The 26,482-nt window shown below is 63.4% G+C and carries 21 protein-coding genes and 3 pseudogenes; 19 read left to right on the top strand and 5 right to left on the bottom strand.

The annotated features are described in order from the left end of the window. Positions 1–34 precede the first annotated feature (34 nt). The 11 genes from nuoC to nuoN all read left to right on the top strand — a co-directional run bounded on the left by nuoC (position 35) and on the right by nuoN (position 13,702). A complete protein-coding gene (gene nuoC / locus PH586_RS04345; RefSeq protein ID WP_271346547.1) occupies positions 35–1,816 on the top strand; it encodes an NADH-quinone oxidoreductase subunit C/D in 1,782 nt (593 codons plus the stop codon). A gap of 1 nt (position 1,817) precedes the next feature. Further along, positions 1,818–2,315, top strand: coding sequence for an NADH-quinone oxidoreductase subunit NuoE (nuoE, locus tag PH586_RS04350; RefSeq protein WP_271346548.1), 498 nt, complete (start codon positions 1,818–1,820; stop codon positions 2,313–2,315). Further along, positions 2,312–3,655, top strand: a complete 1,344-nt coding sequence (gene nuoF / locus PH586_RS04355; protein ID WP_271346549.1) for an NADH-quinone oxidoreductase subunit NuoF — start codon at positions 2,312–2,314, stop codon at positions 3,653–3,655. The genes nuoE and nuoF overlap by 4 nt, the downstream gene beginning before the upstream one ends. An 82-nt stretch (positions 3,656–3,737) precedes the next feature. Further along, positions 3,738–6,467 (top strand): NADH-quinone oxidoreductase subunit NuoG, encoded by a 2,730-nt coding sequence (gene nuoG / locus PH586_RS04360; RefSeq protein ID WP_271346550.1) that lies wholly within the window; start codon positions 3,738–3,740, stop codon positions 6,465–6,467. Continuing rightward, positions 6,464–7,444 carry an NADH-quinone oxidoreductase subunit NuoH gene (nuoH, locus tag PH586_RS04365; protein ID WP_271346551.1) on the top strand — a complete coding sequence of 327 codons (981 nt, stop codon included), beginning with the start codon at positions 6,464–6,466 and terminating at the stop codon, positions 7,442–7,444. Before nuoG ends, nuoH begins: the two co-directional genes overlap by 4 nt. A 10-nt stretch (positions 7,445–7,454) precedes the next feature. Then, positions 7,455–8,003 carry an NADH-quinone oxidoreductase subunit NuoI gene (gene nuoI, locus PH586_RS04370; protein WP_271346553.1) on the top strand — a complete coding sequence of 183 codons (549 nt, stop codon included), beginning with the start codon at positions 7,455–7,457 and terminating at the stop codon, positions 8,001–8,003. A gap of 16 nt (positions 8,004–8,019) precedes the next feature. Then, positions 8,020–8,520: an NADH-quinone oxidoreductase subunit J gene (gene nuoJ, locus PH586_RS04375; RefSeq protein ID WP_271346554.1), complete on the top strand. Its 501-nt coding sequence runs from the start codon at positions 8,020–8,022 to the stop codon at positions 8,518–8,520. After that, positions 8,520–8,828 (top strand): NADH-quinone oxidoreductase subunit NuoK, encoded by a 309-nt coding sequence (nuoK, locus tag PH586_RS04380; RefSeq protein ID WP_271347046.1) that lies wholly within the window; start codon positions 8,520–8,522, stop codon positions 8,826–8,828. The genes nuoJ and nuoK overlap by 1 nt, the downstream gene beginning before the upstream one ends. Beyond that, the gene (gene nuoL, locus PH586_RS04385; protein WP_271346555.1) at positions 8,825–10,672 is read left to right on the top strand and encodes an NADH-quinone oxidoreductase subunit L; all 1,848 of its coding nucleotides are present in this window, start codon (positions 8,825–8,827) and stop codon (positions 10,670–10,672) included. Before nuoK ends, nuoL begins: the two co-directional genes overlap by 4 nt. A gap of 25 nt (positions 10,673–10,697) precedes the next feature. Beyond that, on the top strand, positions 10,698–12,230 hold the full coding sequence (gene nuoM / locus PH586_RS04390) for an NADH-quinone oxidoreductase subunit M (protein ID WP_271346556.1): 1,533 nt from the start codon (positions 10,698–10,700) through the stop codon (positions 12,228–12,230). 5 nt (positions 12,231–12,235) lie between these two features. Then, positions 12,236–13,702 (top strand): NADH-quinone oxidoreductase subunit NuoN, encoded by a 1,467-nt coding sequence (nuoN, locus tag PH586_RS04395; RefSeq protein ID WP_271346558.1) that lies wholly within the window; start codon positions 12,236–12,238, stop codon positions 13,700–13,702. 60 nt (positions 13,703–13,762) lie between these two features. Here nuoN and PH586_RS04400 read toward each other — a convergent pair whose 3' ends face one another. Further along, complete coding sequence (locus PH586_RS04400) at positions 13,763–15,082, bottom strand: Na+/H+ antiporter family protein (protein ID WP_271346559.1); 1,320 nt, start codon at positions 15,080–15,082, stop codon at positions 13,763–13,765. 581 nt (positions 15,083–15,663) lie between these two features. On the opposite strand from PH586_RS04400, the pseudogene PH586_RS23645 reads away from it, so the two are divergent. Next, positions 15,664–16,731 (top strand): annotated as a pseudogene (locus PH586_RS23645) (PDC sensor domain-containing protein); the annotation flags it as partial. A 345-nt stretch (positions 16,732–17,076) separates the two neighbouring features. Continuing rightward, positions 17,077–17,589: pseudogene (locus PH586_RS23650) on the top strand (methyl-accepting chemotaxis protein); the annotation flags it as partial. Between the two features lie 236 nt (positions 17,590–17,825). Here PH586_RS23650 and PH586_RS04410 read toward each other — a convergent pair. Both PH586_RS04410 and PH586_RS04415 read right to left on the bottom strand, forming a co-directional pair. Continuing rightward, positions 17,826–18,677 carry an HD-GYP domain-containing protein gene (locus PH586_RS04410; RefSeq protein ID WP_271346561.1) on the bottom strand — a complete coding sequence of 284 codons (852 nt, stop codon included), beginning with the start codon at positions 18,675–18,677 and terminating at the stop codon, positions 17,826–17,828. Positions 18,678–18,938: 261 nt separating this feature from the next. Continuing rightward, positions 18,939–19,283, bottom strand: coding sequence for a hypothetical protein (locus PH586_RS04415; protein ID WP_271346562.1), 345 nt, complete (start codon positions 19,281–19,283; stop codon positions 18,939–18,941). Between the two features lie 234 nt (positions 19,284–19,517). Between PH586_RS04415 and PH586_RS04420 the strand changes: the two genes are divergently transcribed. From PH586_RS04420 to PH586_RS04445, 6 genes and pseudogenes are all read left to right on the top strand, one after another. Then, complete coding sequence (locus tag PH586_RS04420; RefSeq protein ID WP_271346563.1) at positions 19,518–20,171, top strand: transglutaminase-like cysteine peptidase; 654 nt, start codon at positions 19,518–19,520, stop codon at positions 20,169–20,171. Positions 20,172–20,677: 506 nt separating this feature from the next. Then, entirely contained in the window at positions 20,678–21,757 is a 1,080-nt protein-coding gene (locus PH586_RS04425) for a patatin-like phospholipase family protein (protein ID WP_271346564.1), read from the top strand. A 7-nt stretch (positions 21,758–21,764) separates the two neighbouring features. Next, a pseudogene (locus PH586_RS04430) lies at positions 21,765–22,226 on the top strand (hypothetical protein); the annotation flags it as partial. A 197-nt stretch (positions 22,227–22,423) separates the two neighbouring features. Next, the gene (locus PH586_RS04435) at positions 22,424–22,693 is read left to right on the top strand and encodes a hypothetical protein (RefSeq protein WP_238041413.1); all 270 of its coding nucleotides are present in this window, start codon (positions 22,424–22,426) and stop codon (positions 22,691–22,693) included. Between the two features lie 268 nt (positions 22,694–22,961). Further along, positions 22,962–23,957: a GlxA family transcriptional regulator gene (locus PH586_RS04440; protein ID WP_271346567.1), complete on the top strand. Its 996-nt coding sequence runs from the start codon at positions 22,962–22,964 to the stop codon at positions 23,955–23,957. 28 nt (positions 23,958–23,985) lie between these two features. Then, positions 23,986–24,240 carry a DUF1272 domain-containing protein gene (locus tag PH586_RS04445; RefSeq protein ID WP_271346568.1) on the top strand — a complete coding sequence of 85 codons (255 nt, stop codon included), beginning with the start codon at positions 23,986–23,988 and terminating at the stop codon, positions 24,238–24,240. Positions 24,241–24,464: 224 nt separating this feature from the next. Here PH586_RS04445 and PH586_RS04450 read toward each other — a convergent pair whose 3' ends face one another. Further along, on the bottom strand, positions 24,465–25,421 hold the full coding sequence (locus PH586_RS04450) for a sensor domain-containing diguanylate cyclase (RefSeq protein WP_271346569.1): 957 nt from the start codon (positions 25,419–25,421) through the stop codon (positions 24,465–24,467). Between the two features lie 2 nt (positions 25,422–25,423). Then, positions 25,424–26,422 carry a response regulator gene (locus PH586_RS04455; RefSeq protein ID WP_271346570.1) on the bottom strand — a complete coding sequence of 333 codons (999 nt, stop codon included), beginning with the start codon at positions 26,420–26,422 and terminating at the stop codon, positions 25,424–25,426. Positions 26,423–26,482 lie beyond the last annotated feature (60 nt).

Consider the following 26,482-nt stretch of genomic DNA (forward strand, 5'->3'; position numbering starts at 1 on the left):
TCTAGATTTCCGCTAACGGACAGCGAGCGAACGCATGACTGCATCAAGCGCCCAGCACACACCGTCGCAACCGCCTGCCACGCCTGACGTGGTCGCCGAGTTGCAGGCGCGTTTCGGCGCCGACAGCCTGACCGTGCAAGACACCCGTAGCGGAATGCCGGTGCTTTGGCTCGAGCGCACCCTGCTCCTGCAGGTACTGGATTACCTGCGCCATCTGCCCAAGCCCTACGTGATGCTCTACGACCTCAGCGCCCTGGACGAGCGCCTGCGTACCCAGCGCCGCGGCCTGCCGGCAGCAGACTTCAGCGTGTTCTATCACCTGCTGTCGATCGAGCGGAACAGCGACATCATGCTCAAGGTCGCCCTGCAGGAAAACGACCTCAGCCTGCCCAGCGCGACGCGCATCTGGGCCAACGCCAACTGGTACGAACGCGAAGTCTGGGACCTGTTCGGCATCCATTTCGACGGCCACCCACACCTGACCCGGATCATGATGCCGCCGACCTGGGAGGGTCATCCCCTGCGTAAGGACTACCCAGCGCGCGCCACCGAGTTCGACCCCTACAGCCTGTCCGCCGCCAAGCAGGACCTGGAGCAGGAAGCCCTGCGCTTCAAGCCGGAAGACTGGGGCATGCAGCGTCACAGCGAGTACGAGGACTTCATGTTCCTCAACCTCGGCCCCAACCACCCCTCGGCCCACGGCGCCTTTCGCATCATCCTGCAACTGGACGGCGAGGAAATCGTCGATTGCGTACCGGAGATCGGCTACCACCACCGTGGCGCCGAGAAGATGGCCGAACGCCAGAGCTGGCACAGCTTCATTCCCTACACCGACCGTATCGATTACCTCGGCGGGGTGATGAACAACCTGCCCTATGTGCTGGCGGTGGAAAAACTCGCCGGCATCAAGGTGCCGGACCGGGTCGACTTCATCCGGGTGATGCTCGCCGAGTTCTTTCGCATCAGCAGCCACCTGCTGTTTCTCGGCACCTATATCCAGGACGTCGGCGCCATGACCCCGGTGTTCTTCACCTTCACCGACCGCCAGCGCGCCTACCAGGTGATCGAAGCGATCACCGGCTTTCGCATGCACCCGGCCTGGTACCGCATCGGCGGCGTCGCCCATGATCTGCCGCGCGGCTGGGACAAACTGGTGCAGGACTTCGTCGCCTGGCTGCCCAAGCGCCTCGACGAGTACGAAAAAGCCGCCCTGCAGAACAGCATTCTGCGCGGCCGCACCATCGGCGTGGCCGCCTACAACACCGCGCAGGCGCTGGAATGGGGCGTCACCGGCTCGGGTCTGCGCGCCACCGGGCTGGACTTCGACCTGCGCAAGGCACGGCCCTATTCCGGCTATCAGCAGTTCGATTTCGAGATTCCCCTGGCGGTCAATGGCGATGCCTACGACCGCTGCATCATCCGCGTCGAGGAGATGCGCCAGAGCCTGCGGATCATCGAGCAGTGCCTGAAACATATGCCAGCTGGCCCGTACAAGGCCGATCACCCGCTGACCACCCCACCGCCAAAGGAGCGCACCCTGCAGCACATCGAAACCCTGATCACCCACTTCCTGCAAGTGTCCTGGGGGCCGGTCATGCCGGCCAACGAATCCCTGCAAATGATCGAGGCGACCAAGGGCATCAACAGCTATTACCTGACCAGCGACGGCGGCACCATGAGTTACCGCACGCGCATTCGCACACCGAGCTTCCCGCACCTGCAGCAGATCCCGGCGGTGATCAAGGGCAGCATGGTCGCCGACCTGATCGCCTACCTGGGCAGTATCGACTTCGTCATGGCCGACGTGGACCGCTGATATGACTGACTCGCTGATCCAAACCGACCGTTTCACCCTCAGCGCCAGCGAACGCCTGGCCATCGAGCACGAACTCGCGCATTACGAAGACCCGCGCGCGGCGTCCATCGAGGCGCTGAAAATCGTCCAGCAACAGCGCGGTTGGGTGCCGGACGCTGCAATCCCGGCCATTGGCGAGGTGCTCGGCATCCCGGCCAGCGACGTGGAAGGCGTAGCCACCTTCTATAGCCAGATTTTTCGCCAGCCGGTGGGCCGCCATATCATTCGCCTGTGCGACAGCATGGTCTGCTATCTGCAGGGCCATGAGTCGATCCAGGCCGCGTTGCAGCAACGCCTCGGCATCGGCCTGGGTGAAACCAGCAGCGACAACCGCTTCACCCTGCTGCCGGTGTGCTGCCTGGGCAACTGCGACAAGGCGCCGAGCCTGATGATCGACGATGACACCTACGGCCACCTGGATGCCGACAATCTGGCCCAGCTACTGGAGCGCTACCCATGAGCTGCGTCTCCTTCAGTACCGCCAACCAGAGCCCGCGCCCGGCCGAAACCCATCCCCTGACCTGGCGCCTGCGTGACGATGGCGAACCGGTCTGGCTCGACGAATACCTCCGCCAGAACGGCTATGCTGCCGCGCGCAAGGCGCTCGCTCAATTCAGCCCGGAGCAGATCACCCAACTGGTCAAGGACAGCGGCCTCAAGGGCCGTGGCGGCGCCGGCTTCCCCACCGGGGTGAAGTGGGGGCTGATGCCCCAGGACGACACCCAGAACCAGCGCTACCTGCTGTGCAACGCCGACGAGATGGAGCCCAACACCTACAAGGATCGCCTGCTGATGGAGCAGCTGCCGCACCTGCTGATCGAAGGCATGCTGATCAGCGCCCGGGCACTCAAGGCCTATCGCGGCTATATCTTCCTGCGCGGCGAATACGTCGACTGCGCCCGGCACCTCAAGCGCGCCATCGCCGAGGCCGAGGCGGCCGGCCTGCTCGGCCGCAACATCCTCGGCAGCGGCTTCGACTTCGAGCTGCTGGTGCACAGCGGCGCCGGGCGCTACATCTGCGGCGAAGAAACCGCGCTGATCAACTCCCTGGAAGGGCGCCGGGCCAACCCGCGGGCCAAACCGCCCTTCCCGGCCGCCGTCGGTGTATGGGGCAAGCCGACCTGCGTCAACAACGTCGAGACCCTGTGCAACGTGCCGGCGATCATCGGCAACGGCGTCGACTGGTACAAGGCCCTGGCCCGCCCCGGCAGTGAAGACATGGGCAGCAAACTGCTGGGCTTCTCCGGCAAGGTCAAGCACCCCGGGCTGTGGGAGTTGCCCTTCGGCATTCCGGCCCGCGAGTTGCTCGAAGACTACGCCGGCGGCATGCGCAACGGCGCTCGGCTGAAAGCCTGGCAGCCGGGCGGTGCCGGCACCGGTTTCCTGCTGCCCGAGCATCTCGACGCGCCGATGTGCAGCAGCGGCATCGCCAAAGTCGGCACGCGCATGGGCACCGGTCTGGCCATGGCAGTCGACGACCGGGTCAACATGGTCGGCCTGCTGCGCAATATGGAGGTGTTCTTCGCCCGCGAGTCCTGCGGTTTCTGCACCCCCTGCCGCGATGGCCTGCCCTGGAGCGTCAAGCTGCTCAGCGCACTGCAACGCGGCGAAGGCCAACCCGGCGATCTCGACATCCTCGAGCAACTGTGCAACTTCCTCGGCCCGGGCAAGACCTTCTGCGCCCATGCTCCGGGTGCCGTCGAGCCGCTCGCCAGTGCCCTCAAATACTTTCGTGAAGAGTTCGAGGCAGGAATTGCCAGCATGCCGCCGACCCCGAGCAACCAGGCGCTCGCGGTGTAACGGCGTTTGCGGCGCGGGCCGCAGGCGCATTCAACGATGACCATAGCCCGCCCACTCCCATGGGCATGAGAAGACTGAACAAATGGCCACTATTCACGTAGACGGCAAAGCATTCGAAGTCGATGGTGCGGCTAACCTGCTCCAGGCCTGCCTGTCGCTGGGGCTGGATATTCCCTATTTCTGCTGGCATCCGGCGCTCGGTAGCGTGGGCGCCTGCCGGCAGTGCGCGGTCAAGCAGTTCAGCGACGAGAACGACACGCGCGGGCGCCTGGTGATGTCCTGCATGACCCCGGCCAGCGACAACAGCTGGATTTCCATCGACGACGCGGAAGCCAGGCAGTTCCGCGCCAGCGTGGTCGAGTGGCTGATGACCAATCACCCGCATGACTGCCCGGTGTGCGAGGAAGGCGGCCACTGCCACCTGCAGGACATGACGGTGATGAGCGGGCACAACCGCCGGCGTTACCGCTTCAGCAAACGCACCCACCAGAACCAGGATCTGGGCCCCTTCATCGGCCACGAAATGAACCGCTGCATCGCCTGCTACCGCTGCGTGCGCTACTACCAGGACTACGCCGGCGGCAGCGATTTGGGCGTGTATGGCGCCCATGACAATCTGTACTTCGGCCGCGTAGAGGACGGGGTGCTGGAAAGTGAGTTCTCCGGCAACCTCACCGAGGTCTGTCCCACCGGGGTGTTCACCGACAAGACCCACTCGGCCCGCTACAACCGCAAGTGGGACATGCAGTTCGCCCCGAGCATCTGCCATGGCTGCTCGCTCGGCTGCAACATCAGTCCCGGCGAGCGTTACGGCGAGATCCGGCGCATCGAAAACCGCTTCAATGGCGCGGTGAATCAGTACTTTCTCTGCGACCGCGGGCGTTTCGGCTATGGCCATGTCAACCGCACAGACCGTCCGCGCCAGCCGATGATGATGCTGAGCAAGATGACGATGGGCCTCGACTCGGCCCTCGACCAGGCGGCGGCGTTACTCAAGCCGCGCAAGGTGATTGGCATCGGCTCGCCCCGCGCCAGCCTGGAGAGCAACTTCGCCCTGCGTGAGCTGGTCGGCGGCGCAAACTACTACTGCGGCATTGGCGCCGCAGAACTGGAGAACCTGGTACTGATCCGCGATCTGCTGCTGAACGGGCCGCTGCCGGTCCCGACCCTGCGCGATGTGGAACGCCACGATGCCGTGTTCGTCCTCGGCGAAGACCTGACCCAGACCGCCGCCCGCCTCGCCTTGGCCCTGCGCCAGACGGTGAAAGGCAAGGCCACTGCCATGGCCGCCGCGATGAAGATTGCGCCATGGCACGCGGCTGCCGTGCAGAACATTGGCCAACAGGCGTTGCACCCGTTGTTTATCGCCAGCGTCACGGCCACCCGCCTGGATGACATCGCCGCCGAATGCGTGCATGCCGCCCCAACCGACCTGGCACGCCTGGGCTGCGCCGTGGCCCACGTCATCGACCCGAACGCGCCAGCGGTACAGGGCCTGCCGGGCGAAGCCTCCGAGTTGGCGCAGCGCATCGCCGCGGCCCTGCTTGACGCCGATCGCCCGTTACTGGTCTGCGGCGCCTCCCTGGGCTGTAAGGCGCTGATCGAAGCGGCCGCGAATATCGCCAGTGCCTTGCACAATCGCGGCAAAAACGCCTCCATCAGCCTGGTCGTGGCGGAAGCCAACAGCATGGGCCTGGCGCTGCTGCTGGATGATCAGCTCGAGGATAAGTCGCTGGACGCCGCCTTGCAGGTTCTGACCAGTGGCCAGGCCGATGCCGTGGTGGTGCTGGAGAACGACCTCTACCGCCGCGCCGACAGCGCCAGGGTCGATGCCGCGCTGCAGGCCGCCAAGCTGGTGCTAGTCGCCGACCATCAACACACGGCCACCACCGCCAAGGCTCATGTGCTGCTGCCGGCGGCCAGTTTTGCCGAAGCCGACGGCACCCTGGTCAGCCAGGAAGGCCGCGCCCAGCGCTTCTTCCAGGTGTTTGACCCCGCCTATTACGACGCCAAGGTGCTGGTGCGCGAGAGCTGGCGCTGGCTGCATGCGCTGCACAGCACCCTGCTCGGCAAGCCGGTCGACTGGACCCGACTGGATGAAGTCACCGCCGCCTGCGCCGCCAGCAACAGCCGGCTGGCCCGCATCGGCGAAGCCGCGCCGAATGCCTCGTTCCGCATCAAAGGCCTCAAGCTGGCGCGCGAACCCTTGCGCTACAGCGGCCGCACCGCCATGCGCGCCAATATCAGCGTGCATGAGCCACGCCAGCCGCAGGATCAGGACTCGGCCCTGGCCTTCTCCATGGAAGGTTATTCCGGCAGTCAGGAACAGCGCCAGCAGATCCCCTTTGCCTGGTCACCCGGCTGGAACTCGCCGCAGGCGTGGAACAAGTTCCAGGACGAAGTCGGCGGCCATCTGCGCGCCGGCGATCCGGGCGTGCGCCTGATCGAAGCCAAGGGTGAGGCGTTGCCCTGGTTCGGCGTGCCCGCCGCGTTCGCGCCGGCACCTGGTACCTGGCAGGCCGTGCCCTTGCATCACCTGTTCGGCAGTGAAGAAACCTCCGCCCGCGCTGCGCCGCTGCAGACGCGCATCCCGCAGCCCTATGTCGCAGTGGGCGAGGTCGACGCCGAGCGCCTCGGGCTTGGCGACGGCGCACTAGTCGCGCTTACCCTCGACGGTCAGGTGCTGCGATTGCCGTTGCGCCGCTGTGACGAGCTGGCCAGCGGACTGATCGGCCTGCCGGTCGGCTTGCCCGGCATCCCGGCGGTGATCGCTGGCGCCGTGGTGACGGAGTTGCAGGAGGCGACGCCATGAACTGGCTGACTCCCGAGTTGCTGGCGATCGTGCTCGCAGTACTCAAGGCCGTGGTGATTCTGCTCAGTGTGGTGATTTGCGGTGCCCTGCTCAGCTGGGTCGAACGCCGTCTGCTGGGGCTCTGGCAGGATCGCTACGGACCCAATCGGGTTGGTCCGTACGGCATGTTCCAGATCGCCGCGGACATGCTCAAGATGTTCTTCAAGGAAGACTGGACGCCGCCGTTCGCCGACCGGTTCATCTTCACCCTGGCGCCGGTCATGGCCATGAGCGCGCTGCTGATCGCCTTCGTGGTGGTGCCGATCACCCCGACCTGGGGCGTGGCCGACCTCAATATCGGCCTGCTGTTCTTCTTTGCCATGGCCGGTCTGTCGGTGTATGCGGTGCTGTTCGCCGGCTGGGCCAGCAACAACAAGTTCGCCCTGCTCGGCAGCCTGCGCGCCTCGGCACAGACGGTGTCCTACGAGGTGTTCATGGGCCTGGCGCTGATGGGCGTGGTGGCCCAGGCCGGCTCGTTCAACCTGCGCGACATCGTCGAATACCAGCACCAGCACCTGTGGTTCATCATTCCGCAATTCCTCGGTTTCTGTACCTTCTTCATTGCCGGAGTGGCGGTCACCCATCGCCACCCGTTCGACCAGCCGGAAGCCGAACAGGAACTGGCCGATGGCTATCACATCGAATACGCCGGGATGAAATGGGGCATGTTCTTCGTCGGCGAATACATCGGCATCGTGCTCATCTCGGCGTTGCTGGTGACCCTGTTCTTCGGCGGCTGGCACGGCCCGCTGCTGCCGCCTTTCGCCTGGTTCGCCCTGAAGACCGGGTTCTTCATCATGCTGTTCATCCTCCTGCGCGCCTCCATCCCGCGGCCGCGCTATGACCAGGTGATGAGCTTCAGCTGGGTCTTCTGCCTGCCTCTGACCCTGCTCAACCTACTGGTGACCGGCGCTCTGGTGCTGGCCGCCGCCGACTAGGAGAACCAGTATGTTCCGGTATATCTGGCACATCCTGCATGGCACCTTCACCCAGTTGCGCAGCCTGGCGATGATCTTTGCCCATGCCTGGCGCAAGCGCGACACCCTGCAGTATCCGGAGGAGCCTGTGTACCTGCCGCCGCGCTACCGCGGCCGCATCGTGCTGACCCGCGACCCGGACGGCGAGGAACGCTGCGTGGCCTGCAACCTCTGTGCGGTGGCCTGCCCGGTGGCCTGCATTTCCCTGCAGAAGGCCGAAAGCGCCGATGGCCGCTGGTATCCCGAATTCTTCCGCATCAACTTCTCGCGCTGCATTTTCTGCGGCCTGTGCGAAGAGGCCTGCCCGACCAATGCCATCCAGCTGACCCCGGACTTCGAGATGGCCGAGTTCAAGCGCCAGGAACTGGTGTACGAGAAGGACGATCTGCTGATCGCCGGCCCCGGCAAGTACCCGGATTACAACTTCTACCGCATCGCCGGCCTGGCCATCGCCGGCAAAGCCAAGGGAGCGGCGCAGAACGAGGCCGAGCCGGTCAACGTCAAGGGGTTGCTGCCATGATGCCAAGGAGCCGCTGATGGAGTTCGCCTTCTATTTCGCTGCCGGTATCGCGGTGCTCGCGACCCTGCGGGTGATCACCAATCGCAATCCGATGCACGCCCTGCTCTACCTGATCATCTCGCTGCTGGCGGTGGCCATGTGCTTTTTCGCCCTCGGTGCGCCTTTCGCCGGCGCCCTGGAGGTCATCGTCTACGCAGGCGCGATCATGGTGCTGTTCGTCTTCGTGGTGATGATGCTCAACCTCGGCCCGGCAGCCATCGAACAGGAGCGCCGCTGGCTGACCCCGGGAATCTGGCTGGGGCCGGCGCTGCTGACGCTGTTGCTGCTGGGCGAGCTGCTGTATGTGCTGTTCGGCACGCCCAGCGGCGCCGTGCTGGGCACCCAGATAGTAGAGGCCAAGGCCGTCGGCATCAGCCTGTTCGGCCCGTACCTGCTGGTGGTCGAACTGGCCTCCCTACTGCTACTGGCGGCACTGGTCGTCGCCTTCCACCTGGGTCGATCCGAGGCGCAGCCATGATCAGCTCGATTCCGCTGGAACACGGCCTGGGGCTGGCCGGGGTGCTGTTCTGCCTCGGCCTGGTCGGCCTGATGGTGCGGCGCAACATCCTCTTCGTGCTGATGAGCCTGGAGATCATGATGAATGCCGCCGGCCTGGCCTTTATCGTCGCCGGCAGTCGCTGGGCGCAAGCCGATGGCCAGGTGATGTTCATCCTGGTGATCACCCTGGCGGCCGCCGAGGCGTCTGTTGGCTTGGCCCTATTGCTGCAACTGTACCGGCGCTTTCACACCCTGGACATCGACGCTGCCAGTGAGATGCACGGATGAACCTTCTCTACCTGACGCTGCTGTTTCCCCTGTTGGGTTTCTGCCTGCTGGCCTTCTCCCGTGGGCGCTTCCCGGAACAGCTCACGGCGCTGATCGGCGTTGGTTCGGTGGGTCTGGCCGCCTTGTTCAGCCTGTTCGTCGGCTGGCAGTTTCTCACCGCCACACCGGCCACGGGAATCCATGTGCAGGTGTTATGGCAGTGGCTGGCGGTCGATGGCTTGACCCCGAGCGTCGCCCTGCACCTGGATGGCTTGTCGCTGACCATGCTCGGGGTGGTCACCGGCGTGGGCTTTCTGATCCACCTGTTTGCCTCCTGGTACATGCGCGGCGAAGAAGGATATTCGCGGTTCTTCGCCTACATGAACCTGTTTATCGCCAGCATGTTGCTGCTGGTGCTCGGCGACAACCTGCTGCTGCTGTATTTCGGCTGGGAAGGCGTGGGCCTGTGCAGCTACCTGCTGATCGGTTTCTACTACCGTAACCCGGCCAACGGCGGCGCGGCGCTCAAGGCCTTTATCGTCACCCGCATCGGCGATGTGCTCATGGCCCTGGGCCTGTTCGTGTTGTTCCATGCCTTCGGCACCCTGAATATCCAGGAAATACTGCTGCTGGCTCCGCAGAAATTCGCCAGTGGCGATCCGCTGTTGACCACCGCGACCCTGCTGCTGCTCGGCGGCGCGGTGGGCAAGTCGGCGCAACTGCCCTTGCAGACCTGGCTGGCCGACGCCATGGCCGGCCCGACCCCGGTCTCCGCGCTGATCCACGCGGCGACCATGGTCACCGCCGGCGTCTACCTGATCGCCCGCTGCCATGGGTTGTTCAGCCTGACGCCCCTGACTCTGGGGCTGGTCGGCCTGGTCGGCGGGGTGACCCTGCTGCTGGCCGGTTGCGCCGCCCTAGTGCAGACCGACATCAAGCGCATCCTCGCCTACTCGACCATGAGCCAGATCGGCTACATGTTCCTCGCCCTTGGCGTTGGCGCCTGGCAGGCGGCGATCTTCCACCTGATGATCCACGCCTTCTTCAAGGCCCTGCTGTTCCTCACCGCCGGCGCGGTAATCGTCGCCTGCCACCACGAGCAGAACATCTTCAGGATGGGCGGACTGCGCAAACCGCTGCCGCTGGCCTACCTGTGCTTCCTGGTCGGCGGCTCGGCACTGGCCGCCCTGCCCCTGGTCACGGCCGGCTTCTACTCCAAGGATGAAATCCTCTGGGAAGCCCTGGCCAGCGGTAACCAGCCGCTGCTGTTGGCCGGTCTACTCGGCGCCGTACTGACCTCGCTGTATACCTTCCGCCTGATCTTCATCGTCTTCCACGGCCCGCAACAGACCGAAGCCCACGCGGGCAAGGGCATCGCCTACTGGTTGCCGCTGACACTGCTGATGCTGTTGTCGACCTTCGTCGGCGCGCTGATCGAGCCGCCCCTGGCCGGGGTGCTGCCAGACAGCGTCGGGCATGCCGGTGGCGAAGCTAAACACAGCCTGGAACTGTTCTCCGGCCTGATCGCGGTGCTGGGCATCGCGGCGGCCGCGGCCCTGTTTCTCGGCCAGCGCGAGCTGGTCAGGCGCCTGGCCGCCAGTGCGCCGGGGCGCTTCTTCAGTGCCTGGTGGTTCGCCGCCTGGGGCTTCGACTGGCTCTACGACCGGCTGTTCGTCAAACCCTACCTGTGGCTCTGCCGTGTGCTGCGGCGTGATCCGTTCGACCGCAGCATCGGCCTGTTGCCACGCCTGGCGCGGGTTCTGCATCTGCTGCTCAGCCGCAGCCAGACCGGCCAGTTGCGCTGGTATGCGCTAAGCATGGCCGGTGGCACGGTGCTGCTGCTCGGCCTGTTGAAGGTGCTCTGATCATGCAACCAAGGAGCGTGACCACGTGATTCTGCCCTGGCTGGTCCTGATTCCCTTTATCGGCGGCCTGCTCTGCTGGCTGGCCGAGCGTCACAGCAGCACCCTGCCACGCTGGCTGGCGCTGCTGACCATGGGCCTGGTACTGCTGATCAGCCTGTGGCTGTGGCAGCAGGGCGACTTCCAACTGGCACCCGGCGGCGGCCGCGATCCGACCTGGGAGCTGGAATTCAAACACGTGTGGATCGAGCGCTTCGGCATCAACCTGCACCTGGCGCTCGATGGCCTGTCGCTGCTGATGATCCTGCTCACCGGCCTGCTCGGGGTACTGTCGGTACTCTGTTCCTGGCAGGAAATCCAGCAGCGCGTCGGGTTCTTCCACCTCAACCTGATGTGGATTCTCGGCGGCGTGATAGGCGTGTTCCTGGCCCTGGATTTGTTCCTGTTCTTCTTCTTCTGGGAAATGATGCTGGTCCCCATGTACTTCCTCATCGCCCTGTGGGGCCATAGTGCGGCGGACGGCAAGACCTCGCGGATCAACGCGGCGACCAAGTTCTTCATCTATACCCAGGCCAGTGGCCTGATCATGCTGGTGGCGATTCTCGGGCTGGTATTCGCCAACTTCCACAGCAGCGGCGTGCTGACCTTCGACTACGCCCTGCTGTTGCAGGCCAAGCTCGACCCGGCAGTCGAGTACACCCTGATGCTCGGCTTCTTCATTGCCTTCGCGGTGAAGCTGCCGGTGGTGCCGCTGCATTCCTGGCTGCCCGATGCCCACGCCCAGGCGCCGACCGCCGGCTCGGTCGATCTGGCCGGGATCCTGCTGAAAACCGCGGCCTACGGCCTGTTGCGCTTCGGCATACCGCTGTTCCCCAATGCCTCGGCCGAATTCGCCCCGATCGCCATGGGCCTCGGGGTGCTGGGCATCATCTATGGCGCGCTACTGGCCTTCGCCCAGACCGACATCAAACGGCTGATCGCCTACACCAGCGTGTCGCACATGGGCTTCGTGCTGATCGGAATCTATTCCGGCACGCAGCTGGCGCTGCAAGGCGTGGTGATCCAGATGCTCGCCCATGGCCTCTCCGCCGCCGCGCTGTTCATCCTCTGCGGCCAGCTCTACGAGCGCCTGCACACCCGCGACCTGCGCCTGATGGGCGGCCTGTGGGGTCGGCTGAATTATCTGCCGGGGGTCATGCTGTTCTTCGCCGCCGCCTCGCTGGGCTTGCCCGGCACCGGTAATTTCGTCGGCGAATTCCTGATCCTGCTCGGCACCTTCAAGGTCGCCCCGCTGGTCACCGTGATCGCCACCGGCGGCCTGGTGCTGGCCTCGGTGTACTCGTTGATCATGATCCAGCGCGCGTTCTACGGCCCGGCCAAGGCCGAGGGCGCACTGCGGGGACTGGGTGGCCGCGAGCTGGCGATGATGCTCGGCCTGATTGGCCTGTTGCTGCTGCTCGGGGTCTATCCGCAGCCGGTGCTGGACACCTCGGCGGCGAGCATGCACGGCGTCCAGCAATGGCTGGCCATAGCCTTCTCTCAACTGCTTTCGGCCCGGTAGCGCTCATGGACCTGACCCTGCATCACTTCATCGCCCTGCTGCCACTGCTGGTGACCAGTGCCACCGCCGTGCTGGTGATGCTCGGCATCGCCTGGCGGCGCAGCCATACCCAGAGTTTCGTCCTCTCGGTGATCGGCCTCAACCTGGCCTTGCTGTCCCTGCTCCCCGCGCTGCAGGTCGCCCCGCTGCAAGTCACCACGCTGCTGGTGGTCGATCGCTTCGCCTGCTTCTATATGGCCCTGATACTGGTCGCCACCCTCGCCTGCCTCACCCTGGCCCACGCCTACCTCGGCGAGAAGCAGGGCAAGGGCTATCCGGGCAACCGCGAAGAACTCTACCTGTTGATGCTGCTGGCCGCCGCAGGTGGCTTGGTGCTGGTCAGCGCGCAGCACCTGGCCAGCTTGTTCATTGGCCTGGAGCTGCTCTCGCTGCCGACTTACGGACTGGTGGCCTATGCCTTCTTCAACAAGCGCTCGCTCGAGGCCGGCCTCAAGTACATGGTGCTCTCGGCGGCCGGCTCGGCGTTCCTGCTGTTCGGCATGGCTCTGCTGTATGCCGACGCCGGCAGCCTGAGCTTTGCCGCAATCGGCACCATCCTGGCACCAGCCGCGCAGCCCGGCCCGCTGGTGCAGCTGGGCATGGCCCTGATGCTGGTCGCCCTGGCGTTCAAGCTGTCGTTGGTGCCCTTTCATCTGTGGACACCGGATGTCTATGAAGGCGCGCCGGCACCGGTTGCGGCCTTTCTCGCCACGGCCAGCAAGGTCGCAGTGTTCGCCGTGCTGCTGCGCCTGTTCCAGCTGTCGCCTGCGGCCGCGAGCCCGGCGCTGCAGGGGCTCCTGACAGTAATCGCAGTCGCCTCGATCCTCTTCGGCAACCTGCTGGCCCTGCTGCAAAGCAACCTCAAGCGCCTGCTCGGCTATTCTTCGATTGCCCACTTCGGCTATCTGCTGGTCGCCCTGATTGCCAGCGAGGGCCTGGCGGTCGAAGCGGTGGGCGTGTACCTGGTTACCTACCTGCTGACCATACTCGGCGCCTTCGGCGTGGTCACCCTGATGTCCACGCCCTACAGCGGCCGCGACTGCGATGCGCTCTACGAATACCGCGGGCTGTTCTGGCGCCGCCCCTACCTGACTGCCGTGCTCACCGTGATGATGCTGTCGCTGGCGGGCATTCCGCTGACCGCGGGCTTCATCGGCAAGTTCTACATCATCACCGTCGGCGTGCAGGCCGAGCTCTGGTGGCTGCTCGGCGCACTGGTAATCGGTAGCGCGATCGGGGTGTTCTATTACCTGCGGGTGATGGTCACCCTGTTCATGGTCGAACCCAATCTGCGCCGCCACGATGCGCCGTTCAACTGGGGTCAGCGGGCGGGCGGGATCATGCTGCTGCTGGTCGCCCTGCTGGCGTTCGTGCTCGGCGTCTACCCGCAACCGTTGCTGGATTTGGTGCTAAATGCGGGGCTCGTCCAGTAAACGCGAACGACCCTGAATTGTTGTTTCGGCAAACGGCAAGCCTGAGCAGCATGAATAGGCTTAGAGCACCATCGCCGCGACCCAGCCGAACACCAGCAGTGGCAGGTTGTAGTGCAGAAAGGTCGGCACCACGCTGTCCCAGATATGATTGTGCTGGCCATCGACATTCAGCCCCGAGGTTGGCCCCAGGGTCGAGTCCGAGGCCGGCGAACCGGCATCACCCAGGGCGCCGGCAGTGCCGACGATGCTGACGATGGCCAGCGGACTGAAACCCAGCTGTACGCCCAGCGGGACGAAGATCGCCGCGATGATCGGCACCGTGGAGAACGACGAGCCAATGCCCATGGTTACCAGCAGGCCGACCAGCAGCATCAGCAGCGCGCCAATGGCCTTGTCCTGCCCAACCAGCTCGGCAGCACCATCGACCAGGGCTTTCACCTCGCCGGTGGCCTGCATCACTTCGGCGAAACCGGCGGCGGCAATCATGATGAAGCCGATCATCGCCATCATCTTCATGCCCTCGGTGAACAGGCCATCGGCCTCTTTCCAGCGCACCACGCCGGACACCGAGAAGATCACGAAGCCGACCAGGGCGCCGATGATCATCGAGTCCAGCCACAACTGCACGACGAAGGCCGCAGCAATCGCCACAGCGGCCACCAGCAGGCTCAACCGGTTGTAGGCCACATCGATGCGCTCGGCCTGCTCGATCTTCGCCAGGTCATAGACGCGCTTCTTGCGGTAGCTGAACAACACCGCCACCAGCAGACCGAACAGCATGCCCAGCGCCGGAATCGCCATGGCCTCGGTGATGCTGATACCGCTCACATCCACACCGGCCTTGGCCACATTGGCCAAGAGGATTTCATTGAGGAAGATGCCGCCAAAGCCGACCGGCAGGAACATGTAAGGCGTAATCAAGCCGAAGGTCAGCACGCAGGCGATCATCCGGCGATCCAGTTGCAGCTTGCTCAACACATAGAGCAACGGTGGCACCAATAGTGGAATGAAGGCGATGTGGATCGGCAGCAGGTTCTGCGAGGCAATCGCCACTGCCAGCAGCAAGGCGATCAACAGCCACTTGAGCAACCCGGCACCCTGCGCATCCTGCTGGCCGACCAGCGCCAGAGCCTTGTCGGCCAGCGCGTGCGCCAGGCCGGACTTGGCGATGGCCACGGCAAAGGCACCGAGCAAGGCATAGGACAGCGCCACCGTGGCACCGCCGCCAAGGCCCCGATTGAAAGCTGCCAGCGAGCCTTCCACGCCCAAGCCACCGAGCACTCCACCGGCCAGTGCGCCGACGATCAGCGCGACCACCACGTGCACGCGGCACAGGCTGAGGATCAGCATGATGCCGACCGCTGCGATTACTGCATTCATTAGAGCTCCCAAGAAGCGTTGCTGGAGAAATCGAGTAGCGGGCGCATAGAGGCGCGGCCCAGGGCCGCGAAATTTGCGGATCGCGGCATGGGCCGCTGCTACGGGGTTGCGAACCGGTGCCAGGTTGGCGGCGAGCCGCCGCAGGGCCCGACAAAAAGTCGCGTACTCTGCCGCAAGCACCCTGGACTGTCAAAAATACTCCGTGCGGAATATTGATCATGCCGTGCATAATCCCGCCACTTCACTATGCCTCCAGCCCCCCACAAGCCAGAGTCAGCTCGTCAGGATGCCGTCTGTGCGATCAAGAAAACCGCACCCGCGCCGATAGACGCTCTGTAGAACAACAACGTAAGGAGCACTGCATGCCGTTCAGCCGTCTTTCGATCCAGTGGAAAATCACCCTGCTTGCCGGCCTGTGCCTGCTGGCGATCGTGACGTTGCTGGTCGGCGCCTCGCTCTATCAGTCCACCCGCAGCGCCGAACTGGTGCGCACTGCCAGCAGCAGCATGCTGGCCGACAGCGCCAAGCTGCGCTTGCAGGCACGCGGCGAGCTACAGGCGATCCGCATCCAGCGCTACTTCATGGATACCTACCAGTACGGCAAGGGTTTTTCCCGGCAAATCCTGTTTCTTCGCGACCAGGCCGAAAAACGCTTCCTGGATGCTTTCGACCTGCGTGAAGACCTGACCCGGCAAGTGCGCAGCAGCCTGGAAGCCAATCCGTCGTTGCTCGGCTTGTACCTGGTGTTCGAACCGAACGGACTGGATGGCAAGGACGAACTGTTCGCCGATCAAGCCGAACTGGGCAGCAACGATCAAGGCCGCTTCTCGCTCTACTGGTCGCAAGCCAAACCAGGCCAACTGGAGTCAGAATCGATCAGCGAGCAGATGCTCAGCGACACCAAGACCGGTCCTAGCGGCGACCCCTACAACGCCTGGTACACCTGCCCCCGTGACAGTGGCAAGACCTGCGTGCTCGAGCCCTACTTCGACGATGTCGGCGGCCAGCAGGTGCTGATGACCAGCATCGCCTTCCCGCTCGAACTGGAGGGCAAGGTGATTGGCGTGGTCGGTCTCGATATCAGCCTGGACAGCCTGCAACAGCTAAGCATGCAAGCCAATCGCGAACTCTATGGCGGTGCCGGTCACGTCAGCATTTTCAGCCCGGCGGCATTACTGGCCGGCCACAGCCGTGATGCCAGCCTGCTCAGCAAGTCAGTCGATAAGGCTTACGGCGAGCACGCCAGCGAGATACTGCCGTTGATCAATAGCGGCACTGCCGCCCGACTGCAGCACGGCGACATGCTCCGGATGCTGCAGCCGTTCAAGCCAATTCCCGAGGCCAAGCCCTGGAGCGTATTGCTCGAAGTCCCCGAACAGGAACTGCTCGCCCCGGCCCTGCAACTGGAGCAGCAACTGGAACAGCGTCGCACCGGCGACAGCGCAGTGGCCCTGACGATCGGTCTAGTGGCGATGCTGCTCGGCCTGCTGCTGATGTGGCTGACCGCCCGCGGAGTGACCAAGCCGATCCTCGGGGTCGCCGCCATGCTCAAGGACATCGCCAGTGGCGAAGGCGACCTGACCCGCCGCCTGGAGTACCCCAAACAGGACGAACTGGGCGAGTTGGCCGGTTGGTTTAACCGTTTCCTCGACAAGCTCCAGCCGATCATTGCCGAGGTCAAGCGCAGCGTACAGGATGCTCGCAGCACTGCCGACCAGTCCTCTGCCATCGCCAGTCAGACCAGCGCCGGCATGCAGCAGCAGTTCCGCGAGGTCGACCAGGTCGCTACCGCCTTCCAGGAAATGAGCGCCACCGCCCAGGATGTAGCGCACAACGCCGCGCAGGCCGCCGACGCGGCCCGCAGCGCCGACCAGGCCAGCCGTGAAGGCCTCGGGGTGATCGGCAAGACCACCTCGACCATCGAGTTGTTGGCCAACGAAATGAACGTCGCCATGCAGGAAGTCGAAGGACTGGCCAATAGCAGCAAGCAGATTGGTTCGGTACTCGAAGTGATTCGCTCGATTGCCGAGCAGACCAACCTGCTAGCACTCAACGCAGCCATCGAAGCAGCCCGCGCCGGAGAAGCCGGGCGCGGCTTCGCGGTGGTCGCCGATGAAGTGCGTAACCTGGCCAAACGCACTCAGGACTCGGTCGAGGAAATCCGCCAGGTGATCGAAGGCCTGCAAAAAGGTACCCGCGAGGTGGTCAGTACCATGCATAGCAGCCACCGCCAGGCCCAGGGCAGTGTCGAGCAGGTCGAGCAGGCGGTTGCCGTGTTGCAGCGGATCAGCCAGGCGGTGAGCGTGATCACCGACATGAACCTGCAAATCGCCAGCGCTGCCGAGGAGCAGAGTTCGGTGGCCGAGGAAATTAACCGCAACGTCGCCGCCATCCGTGATGTCACCGAATCCATTTCCGGGCAGGCCAATGAGTCGGCGAATATCAGCCAGAACCTGAACAAGCTGGCCAACCACCAGCAGAGCCTGATGGATCAGTTCCGCGCCTGATGCCTTGCCGATCGCGGCCGCGGCGCAGCCCTCTGCCGCAGAGCAAGGCGCGGGCAACGTGCTCTCCTTGCGCGACGAGTACCCGGCACCTTGACCTGCGCCTGCAGCTGGCGCAGCCATCGGCTTCGCTCAGCGCAGTTGCAGGTACGCCACGCGCGCCATGGACTACTCAGCAGCCCCCCACAGCACTGCACTTTGCTTGATCAGTCGGAGCGTGCTGGCCGCGAGCAAGGAGATCAGGCGATAGCCGAGAGCGCCTGCCCGGCACTCGTCAGCATCTGCTCAAGCGGCATCCGCTCGGCGGCTTCCCGCACCACGTTGCGGATCAGCTCATGGTCGACATCCGGCTGTAGATCCGCTGGACTCCCGGCTCTACCAGTTGGCCGCGCCACAAGCGTGGCAGCCTCGGTTGCCAGAGCAAACTCTCCACCGCAGTTGCGGCAGTAGATGTGTTCGCCCGCCTGCTGAGTGCGTTTGATCACCAGAATAGGGCCGCACATGGGGCATTCCTGCAACGGGATGCCATCATCCGAGTGGCCCATCACATGGTCGAGCATGCCGCACTCGCCCAGCTCGACAAACACGCGACTCAATTCGACATCGAACTGACCACCGCTCTGGCTCTGGATAATGGCCAAGGCCTGCTCGCGACTCATGCCGACACGGTAAGGACGGCTGCTGGTCATGGCGTCGAACGCATCGCAGATACCGACGATACGTGCATCCAGAAGAATGTCCTCGCCCCGCAAGCCACGTGGATAGCCCTTGCCATCGGGGCGCTCGTGATGGCTGTAGATCGCTTCCTTGATCAGATCGGCCAACGGATGGCCGGCCAGCATGCGCCAACCCATCTCCGGATGGGTGCGCACGACGGCGAACTCGTCGTCAGTCAAGGCGCTGGACTTGCGTAGCACGGCGTCGGGTATGCCGATCTTGCCCAAGTCATGCAGAAAGCCGCCCAAGCTGGATCGAGCCACATCGGCTGAGGGCAATCCAGCCGCTTCCCCAAGCAGCCTGGCATAACGCGACACCCGCCACAGATGGCCACCGGTATAAGGATCTCTGGCTTCGACGAACCACGCCATCATCAACAGGCTACTGACCAGTGCTTTCGACGGGTCGTCAGCGTGATCCGTCTTCTGCGCCCTGCTCCACCAACCAGGAAAAAATACCCGCATCGGTCAGTCCTCCAGTGCCAGGAGCAAAAACCTACGCCTTGCGAGCGAGTGGAACCGTTCTGCTACGGTTCTACGTGTCAGCGTTTGGGTGGCACGTCCCTGTGCCGAGGGGTGGGCAATGCCGGCGTTGTTGGCATAGCCCCCCTGTTTCAGTCGGCAAAGCACATGCCCTCAATGGGGGCCGAAGAGCGCTCTGTCCCATTCAATAAGCGACTTGTAGCGAGGTTCTTGCGACTGCATCATCGGCTCCTGTTGCTCGCGCGCACTACCCGCGGCGGTGGGCTGCTCTTTGATCCGCTGAACAAAGCGCTCGCCGTCGTACGATTCAGCAGGCTGGCTAGTCAGTCCCTCCATGTGCTGTTGATGGCGCAGAAGCCGTGCACTACCGCCCTCTGCCAGGATCACCTGCGGCGCCTGCTTGAACCACACACCGACTGTTTCCCCGGCCTGAGCCGAAGTCACGCTGGCACCTATCAGCAAAGCTGTCAGTGCCGTCGTCCCAACTATGAATTTCATGGCGTTATCCTCCCAAGATGCGTTACTCATTATTAAGAGTATTGAGCAGGCGCTTTGTTACAAGGCAGTCCGTCGGGCGCGCTCATGTCTCCGACGAACGTGCCTTGCCCGGGGCCAGGATCTGGCTATATGGTAATCAGGCCTGTATGCCTCATCCGGCAGGCAGATGATTGCCACTTGTTTAGTCGCCCATTAAAGGAGCGCCGCTTGCGCCGAGTGCATTGCCTTTTATTGATGTTATTCGATCACCGGCGGCAGATTTTCGCCGGCCTCCTGCTCGGCGGCGGGCTGATCATGGGAACCGCCAAGGCGACGCCGCAGGCGGCAAAAGAGCACCGAAATGAACAGGCGGCGCAGCGGGTCCAGGACTGGCAGTCACTGATCGCCCAGTCGATGCACCTGAGCGATGCCGAGAAGCTCAAGGCAGTCAACGCGTTCTTCAACCAGCAGGTTCGTTTCGGCGAAGACCAGGAGCTGTGGGGACAAATCGACTACTGGGCCTCGCCGCTGGAAACCCTCGAACTGGGTGCCGGCGACTGTGAAGACTTCGCCATCGCCAAGTACTACACCCTGCGCCTGCTCGGAATCTCCGAACACAGCCTGCGCCTCGTCTACACGACCCTGGCCTCTACCAAGCAGGCTCATATGGTTCTGGGCTTCTGGCCCGGTAGTGGCACGACGCCCCTGGTACTGGACAATCTGAACCTGGAGATCCTGCCCATCGCCCAGCGCCTCGACCTGCAAATGCAGTTCGCCTTTGGTCCCGCTCACCTGTACCGATTCGAGCAGAGTAGCTTGCAGGTCGCCGGCGACATCGAGTTGCTGCCTCACTGGCAGGTGCTGATGGCCAGGATGAAGCGCGAAGGCACTGGCGAGGTCAGTCTTTAGCGACGAACAACTCGTTGAAAATCCAGATGAGGGCGCGGCGATGAGGCGCAATGCGAGTCGTTTCAACGACCGGCATCTAACCCTCGCGCATGCGCGTTGCTGGCACACTTCGAGCGGCTAATTGAATGTAGCGGGCGCATTCTTCTTCCCGATTAGACTGCCTGGATCTTGCCAGCGGACTGCCGGATCAGGGCAGTGGCAGTGGACTTCTCGAACGACTGGTCGGTGCCAGCATCACGCCGTTTCAATGCCTTATCCTGGCCCGGGTCATGCGCGCGAGCAATACCGGCAGCGACGCCCGGGCCAGCAGCGACGATCAGTACGCTCAAGGCTTGCAGGGTGAGTCTGCGGGCAAGGCCTTGGCTTGGAGTGACTGCACCGGATTGAGCTCACGCCCAATTCAGCCAGTAATGCGACAACCCATACCGACATCATTCAGCGGATCAAGTGACTTGGCCTGTCCGCCGGCGGCTCTATACTCGCGGCCTTACTGGATGGAGGCGAGCATGAGTGCGATTCAGATCAAGTACCCTGCCCTGACGATCAAGGCTGGCTCGCGGGCCCTGGTGCGGATTCGCGAGCGCGGTTTGCAACCCGCCGACGTGGGCATTCTGCCTGGGGCGGCTGGCGGCCCCAAAGCCCTCGGTATCCAGGGCCTGGACTTGGCCTTGTTCGGCGACTGGTTGCCGCGCGCGCCACGTGAGCGTTCGCTGATCGGCGCCTCGATCGGTTCCTGGCGTTTCGCCAGTGCCTGCCTGCCGGATGCAGTCGCCGGTATACGCCGCCTCGGCGAACTCTATAGCGAGCAGCGCTTTGCCAAGGGTGTGAGCATGGCCGAGGTCTCGCGCAGCTGTCGGCGGATGCTTGAGGACCTGCTGACCGGCCAGGACGCCAAGGTGCTGACTAACCCGCACTATCGCCTGAATATCCTCGTAGTGAAAAGCCACGGCCTGCTCCAACATGACCACCGTGGCTCGCTGGGACTGGGTTTGTCCTCGGTGATCGGCAACAACCTGCTCGGGCGATCGCGCCTGGCCCGGCACTTCGAGCGCTTGATTCTGCACGATGCCCGCCTGGCTCCACCGCTGGCTGAGCTGCATGATTTCCCTTCGCGCTACCTGGCGCTGGATAGCGCCAACCTGCGCCATGCCCTGCTCGCCTCTGGATCGATCCCGATGATCATGCAAGGGGTGCGCGACATCCCCGGCGCAGGTCCTGGCACCTACCGCGATGGTGGCCTGCTCGATTACCACCTCGACCTGCCCTACAGCGGCGACGACATCGTGCTCTACCCGCACTTCACCGACAGGGTCATTCCCGGCTGGTTCGACAAGGGTATGCCCTGGCGTCGGGGCGATGCCGGACGGATGCAGAATGTGCTGCTGCTGGCACCCTCGCGTGACTATCTGGCCCGCCTACCCCACGGCAAACTGCCGGATCGCAAGGACTTCAGCCGTTATCTGGGCGATGACGTCAGCCGCGAGCGCTATTGGCACAAGGCCATGGACGAGAGCCAGCGCCTGGGTGACGAGTTCCTCGAACTGGCGGACAGCGGCCGCTTGGCCGAGCGTATGCTGGCACTTTGACCCCTGGGTGCTGGCGCACTCGCTGGGCGGGCATATCTTTTCCAACTTCGTCTGGGATCAGCAGAGCATCAACATGACCCCGAGCTGCCCGCACGATCCATTTCTCGCCCTGGAAACCCTCGCCGGCCTGGTCACCTTCGGCTGCAACATCCCGCTATTCACCTTCGCCTACGACACGGTGGTGCCGATCCGTTTCCCCGGCCATTGCCTGCGCCAGTCGGTGCGTGAACAGGCCCGCTGGCTCAACCTCTATGCGCCCGCCGACGTCCTTGGCTATCCCCTGCGCCCCGTACCTGCCTACGCCACGGTGGTCGCCGAAGACCGCGCCATGCCGGTCGGCCCCTGGTACAAGCGCCACACACCGCTATGCCATCTGGCCTATTGGGACGACCGCCGCTTCCAGAAATACGTCGCGCATTATCTGCAGCATATGTTGACGGCCTGCAGGCTCGAGCCGGATCGGGGCTAGGCGGACACAGCAGAAATCGTCGGCGGTACCTGGCGTTTGCGACACGCACGTATTTTTCCTCGCCAAATTGGCACATTTTTCGAACATTGATGTGACTTGACGGTCAACTCATATCATCAACACCTATGACTGGCCAGTAGGCGATCCACGCCGCAGGCCTCTAAGATTTTTGGGATTACCTCGGAGAAACCGACCCCATGAACGCCCCGCTGCGTTTCAACGAAGCACTGCTGATAGCCGATCGCGCCTTTCAACCCTTCCAGTGTGTCGCCTGGGCTCCGCAAGATGGCACTGGCGAGCTGAGCCTGACGGTCATCGACCGTACCAGCACTCGCCTACTGGGCCGTACCCAACTGTCGAGCAGCATCTACAGTGACCCGGTACAGCTGGCCAATGTCCTGATCAAGTCGCGCGCTGAATTGAGCCAGCAGGGTTATGACCTGGCTCCCTGGAGCATGCCGGAGTAACCCTCGAGGTCGTGAAACTTTCGAGCGCCCTCTCCACGCGGCGTTGCCCTGCAGCGATCGTTTGGTGGCGGGCGCCGGAAACGGCAGTTTTCACAAGGTCTCAGGCCTCTGCGAATGCAAACCAGCGCCCGACACCAGGGTCGCGCTGCCCCCCTTGACCTGCCCTGATCTGGAGCGAGTCGAACTGGCAATATCTGTGGGCCCATTGTCCTTGTTGCCACCCTTTCGCTGAGCGCAGACTGCATCCATCGCTCATCGAGAACGCCCCATGGATGCGCTGAAAACCATTGCCTGCCTGCTTTACCCGAATGTGATGAGCCTGGATGTGACCGGCCCATTGCAGGTTTTTGCCTCGGCCAATGTCGAGCGCCAACGCCAGGGTCTGCCAGCGTTCTACCGTCTTGTCGTGCTCGGCCAACAGGCCGGCGCCATCGCCACCTCGGCCGGGTTCCAACTGGTGGCCGAACAATCCTGGCGCGAGATCGACGCCGCACAGATCGATACCCTGCTGATTCCTGGCGGCCCGGGCGAACAGGCCCAATGCCAGAACCAGGCACTGCTGACCTGGCTGCGTGGCGCCGAACCCCAGGTACGCCGCCTGGGCTCGGTCTGTTCCGGCGCGCTCATACTGGCCGCCGCCGGCCTGCTCGATGGTCGCCGCGCGACTACCCATTGGGCCGATGCGGAAACCCTGCGTCAGGGTCATCCAGAAGTCGAGGTGCTAGCGGACTGCCTGCACACCTATGATCCGCAGGATCTGCACGGCAATGGCCATGTGTTTACCTCGGCGGGAGTCACCGCGGGTATCGATCTGGCCCTGGCGCTGGTCGAGGCGGACCTCGGTCGTTCCATGGCGCTGGCCGTGGCGCGACGCCTGGTGATGTTCCTGCGCAGGCCGGGCGGGCAAGCCCAATTCAGCACCCTGCTCACTCCTGAGCCCAGCCGCGTGCCGCGTCTGGCTGCGTTGCTCGAGTGGATTCCCGCGCACCTGAGTGACAACCTGTCGCTCGAGGTGCTGGCCGACCAGGCGCACATGACGCCGCGCACGCTATCGCGGGTATTCGTTCAGGAACTGGGCATGGGGCCGGGGCGCTATGTCGAACGTATTCGTCTGCAAGCTGCATGCAATCTACTGCAAGACGCTCAGGCGTCGATCAGTACGGTGGCGCGCCTGACCGGCTTCGTTCACCCGGAAAACCTGCGCCGCACCTTTCACAAACATTTATCCGTCAGCCCGCAGGAATACGCCCAGCGCTTTGCCTGAAGCCTGATCATTCAAGCAGGAGTTAACCATGCTGCAACTACGGCCCAACTGCGAATGCTGCGACCGCGACCTGCCTGGCGACTCGCCAGAGGCGCTGATCTGTTCGTTCGAGTGCACCTTTTGCAGTGACTGCGCGAATCAACGCCTGCGCGGCAGCTGCCCGAACTGCGGCGGCGAACTGCTGCCCAGGCCACGGCGTGCGGTGGACAAACTGGAACGCTATCCCGCGTCCCGCGAACGCTTTCACGTCCCCGACGGTTGCCCGCACACAGCGGAGTCCTGAGGGGAGCGTCACTGCTTGATCTACTGGGCACACTGATCTTGTCTTGCCATGATTGACCTCCTCGCAGTTTATCGCTTAAGGAGGTGTCCTCTGAGTCTGGGCAAGATCAGCCTGGTCCTGCTACAGCTGTTGGCGGTGGCCTTGCTGATGCCATTGCCGATACGCGGCAAGACGGTTGTCTGCCGCTCTTGACGGCTCCCTGGCAGGCGGCGACAGGCACGGTTTCAGACGCGGTAGTAGTTGACCTGGTTGCGCCCGCCCTCCTTGGAGGCATACAGAGCTTGGTCGGCTCGTTCGATCAGCTGCTGATACTCCTGAGTGGGGTGGTTAAGGTCAGCCACCCCCAGGCTGATGGTGAACGGGATACCTTGCCCCTCATAAGTGACCAGCAGGGATTCGATGCGCTGCCGCAGGCGCTCGGCAAACAGCATGGCTCCAGCACTGTCGACATCCGGCAGCAACACCACGAATTCCTCGCCGCCATAGCGCCCTGCATAATCGGTATCGCGCACCTGCTCGCGCATCACCTCGGCGACAGCCTGAATCACCTTGTCCCCAGCCGGATGACCATAGGTGTCATTGACCGTCTTGAAGTGATCTATATCGAACATCACCAGTGCGGCCATGCTCTGATAACGCCGGTGCCGGGCGAATTCGTGCTGCAGGCATTCTTCCCAGTAGCCACGGTTATTCAGGCCGGTCAGGCGATCGGTACGCGAGAGTTGTTGCAACTGCAGGTTTGCCGCCTGCAATTGCCGCTTGTTTATCGCCACGCTGGTCACGTCATAAATGATCAGGCAAATATGCTCGATACTGGTATTGGTGGCCTGCAGCGGCAGAATGGTGGTGTTCTGAAACATGTACTCTTCCTGCCCGGTGATCGGCTGGTAGTTCTTGAACTTCACCAGGTAGGGGCGCTGCTCCCAGATGGTGAAAGCCGGCGTGCCCAGCGCCACCACCCCTTCGACCTTGTGGCGGAACCAGTTTTCCTCGATTTCCGGAAACAGGCTGAACAAGGATTGCAGATGCACCTCATGGGGCTGCAGGCCCGAGCGGTTCTCCATGAAGGTATTCCAGACGTGTACGCGGTATTCGCGATCCAGCACCACGACACCGACATCGATGCTCTGCACCACGGCCAACAGCCAGTGAAACTCGTTGAACTCCAGATTCTCGTTCATGGTCAGTTCATCAGGTAAGCAAGCTTGTTGGAAAGCAACGCCACCGAGTCTTCAGTAAACAGCAGCAGTAAGTCGAAATGAATATGGTGGCCTTCGATGCTGTAGCTGATCTCCACGGCCAGGGTGGTCTTCCAGCGTGGTCGGTTGAGCTTGATCAATTCCTCGATCGAGGCATGCTCGCCCAATACGGTGGGGTGGCTGAGGGAAAACTGCGCATCGATCTGCCCGGCAATACCGTTCAGGCAGGCGCCGATCAGCACAGTGGAAAGATCCAGGAGCATTTCCATTTCGGAATACTCGGACGAGAACCCGCTCATCAGGCGGGCCATCTCGCCCAATTCCGAGTCATGGAAAATCAGCAGCGCCTCGCCCGCGATGCCACTGCCGATAAACCCCTGGCACACGGCGGTCAACCCGTCACCCCGCTGGGCATCCGCCAGGGCCATGTGCAGCTCGCCTACTTCGAACAGATTGACATTCGGCACCGGCAATTGCACAAACACGTTCAGCAGTTTGGCTAGCAAGGCGGCAGCGCGGCCCATGGCCACGTTGACCACCTCACGAAAGGCATCGATAAAATTGATGGCGGAGTCATCACCGATCACAGGCACGGCCAGCCCACCGCCGCTGCCGCCAAGTAACTCCAGGCGCTCCAAGGTTTGTTTGAGCAGATCGGGATCAGCCGGCTTTTGCACGAAGGCCAGCGCCCCGAGCGCCATGACCCGCTGCATCGCCTGCTCCTGAACATCGCCAGACACCACAATGACCTTGCATGACAGGCCTTCGGCCTGCAGGGCAGCGAGCACCTGATAGCCGTCCATCTCGGGCATCGTCAGGTCGAGCAGCATCACATCGATCGGCCCTTGACGCAGAATGGCCATGGCCTCCATACCGTTGGCCGCCTGCGTTATGGCGACAGGCCACCCGGCAGGCAGCGCACGCAGCAATTGCTTGCGCGCCATACTGGAGTCGTCACAGATAAGCAGAGAGCTGACAGTCATGCGCATCACTTTCTATAGTTGTCCGCCGACCGGCAACGCGGCGGATCTGTTGTAGCCGGT

It is taken from the genome of Pseudomonas aestuarii, from assembly GCF_027988105.1.
Taxonomy (GTDB): Bacteria; Pseudomonadota; Gammaproteobacteria; order Pseudomonadales; family Pseudomonadaceae; genus Aquipseudomonas; species Aquipseudomonas aestuarii.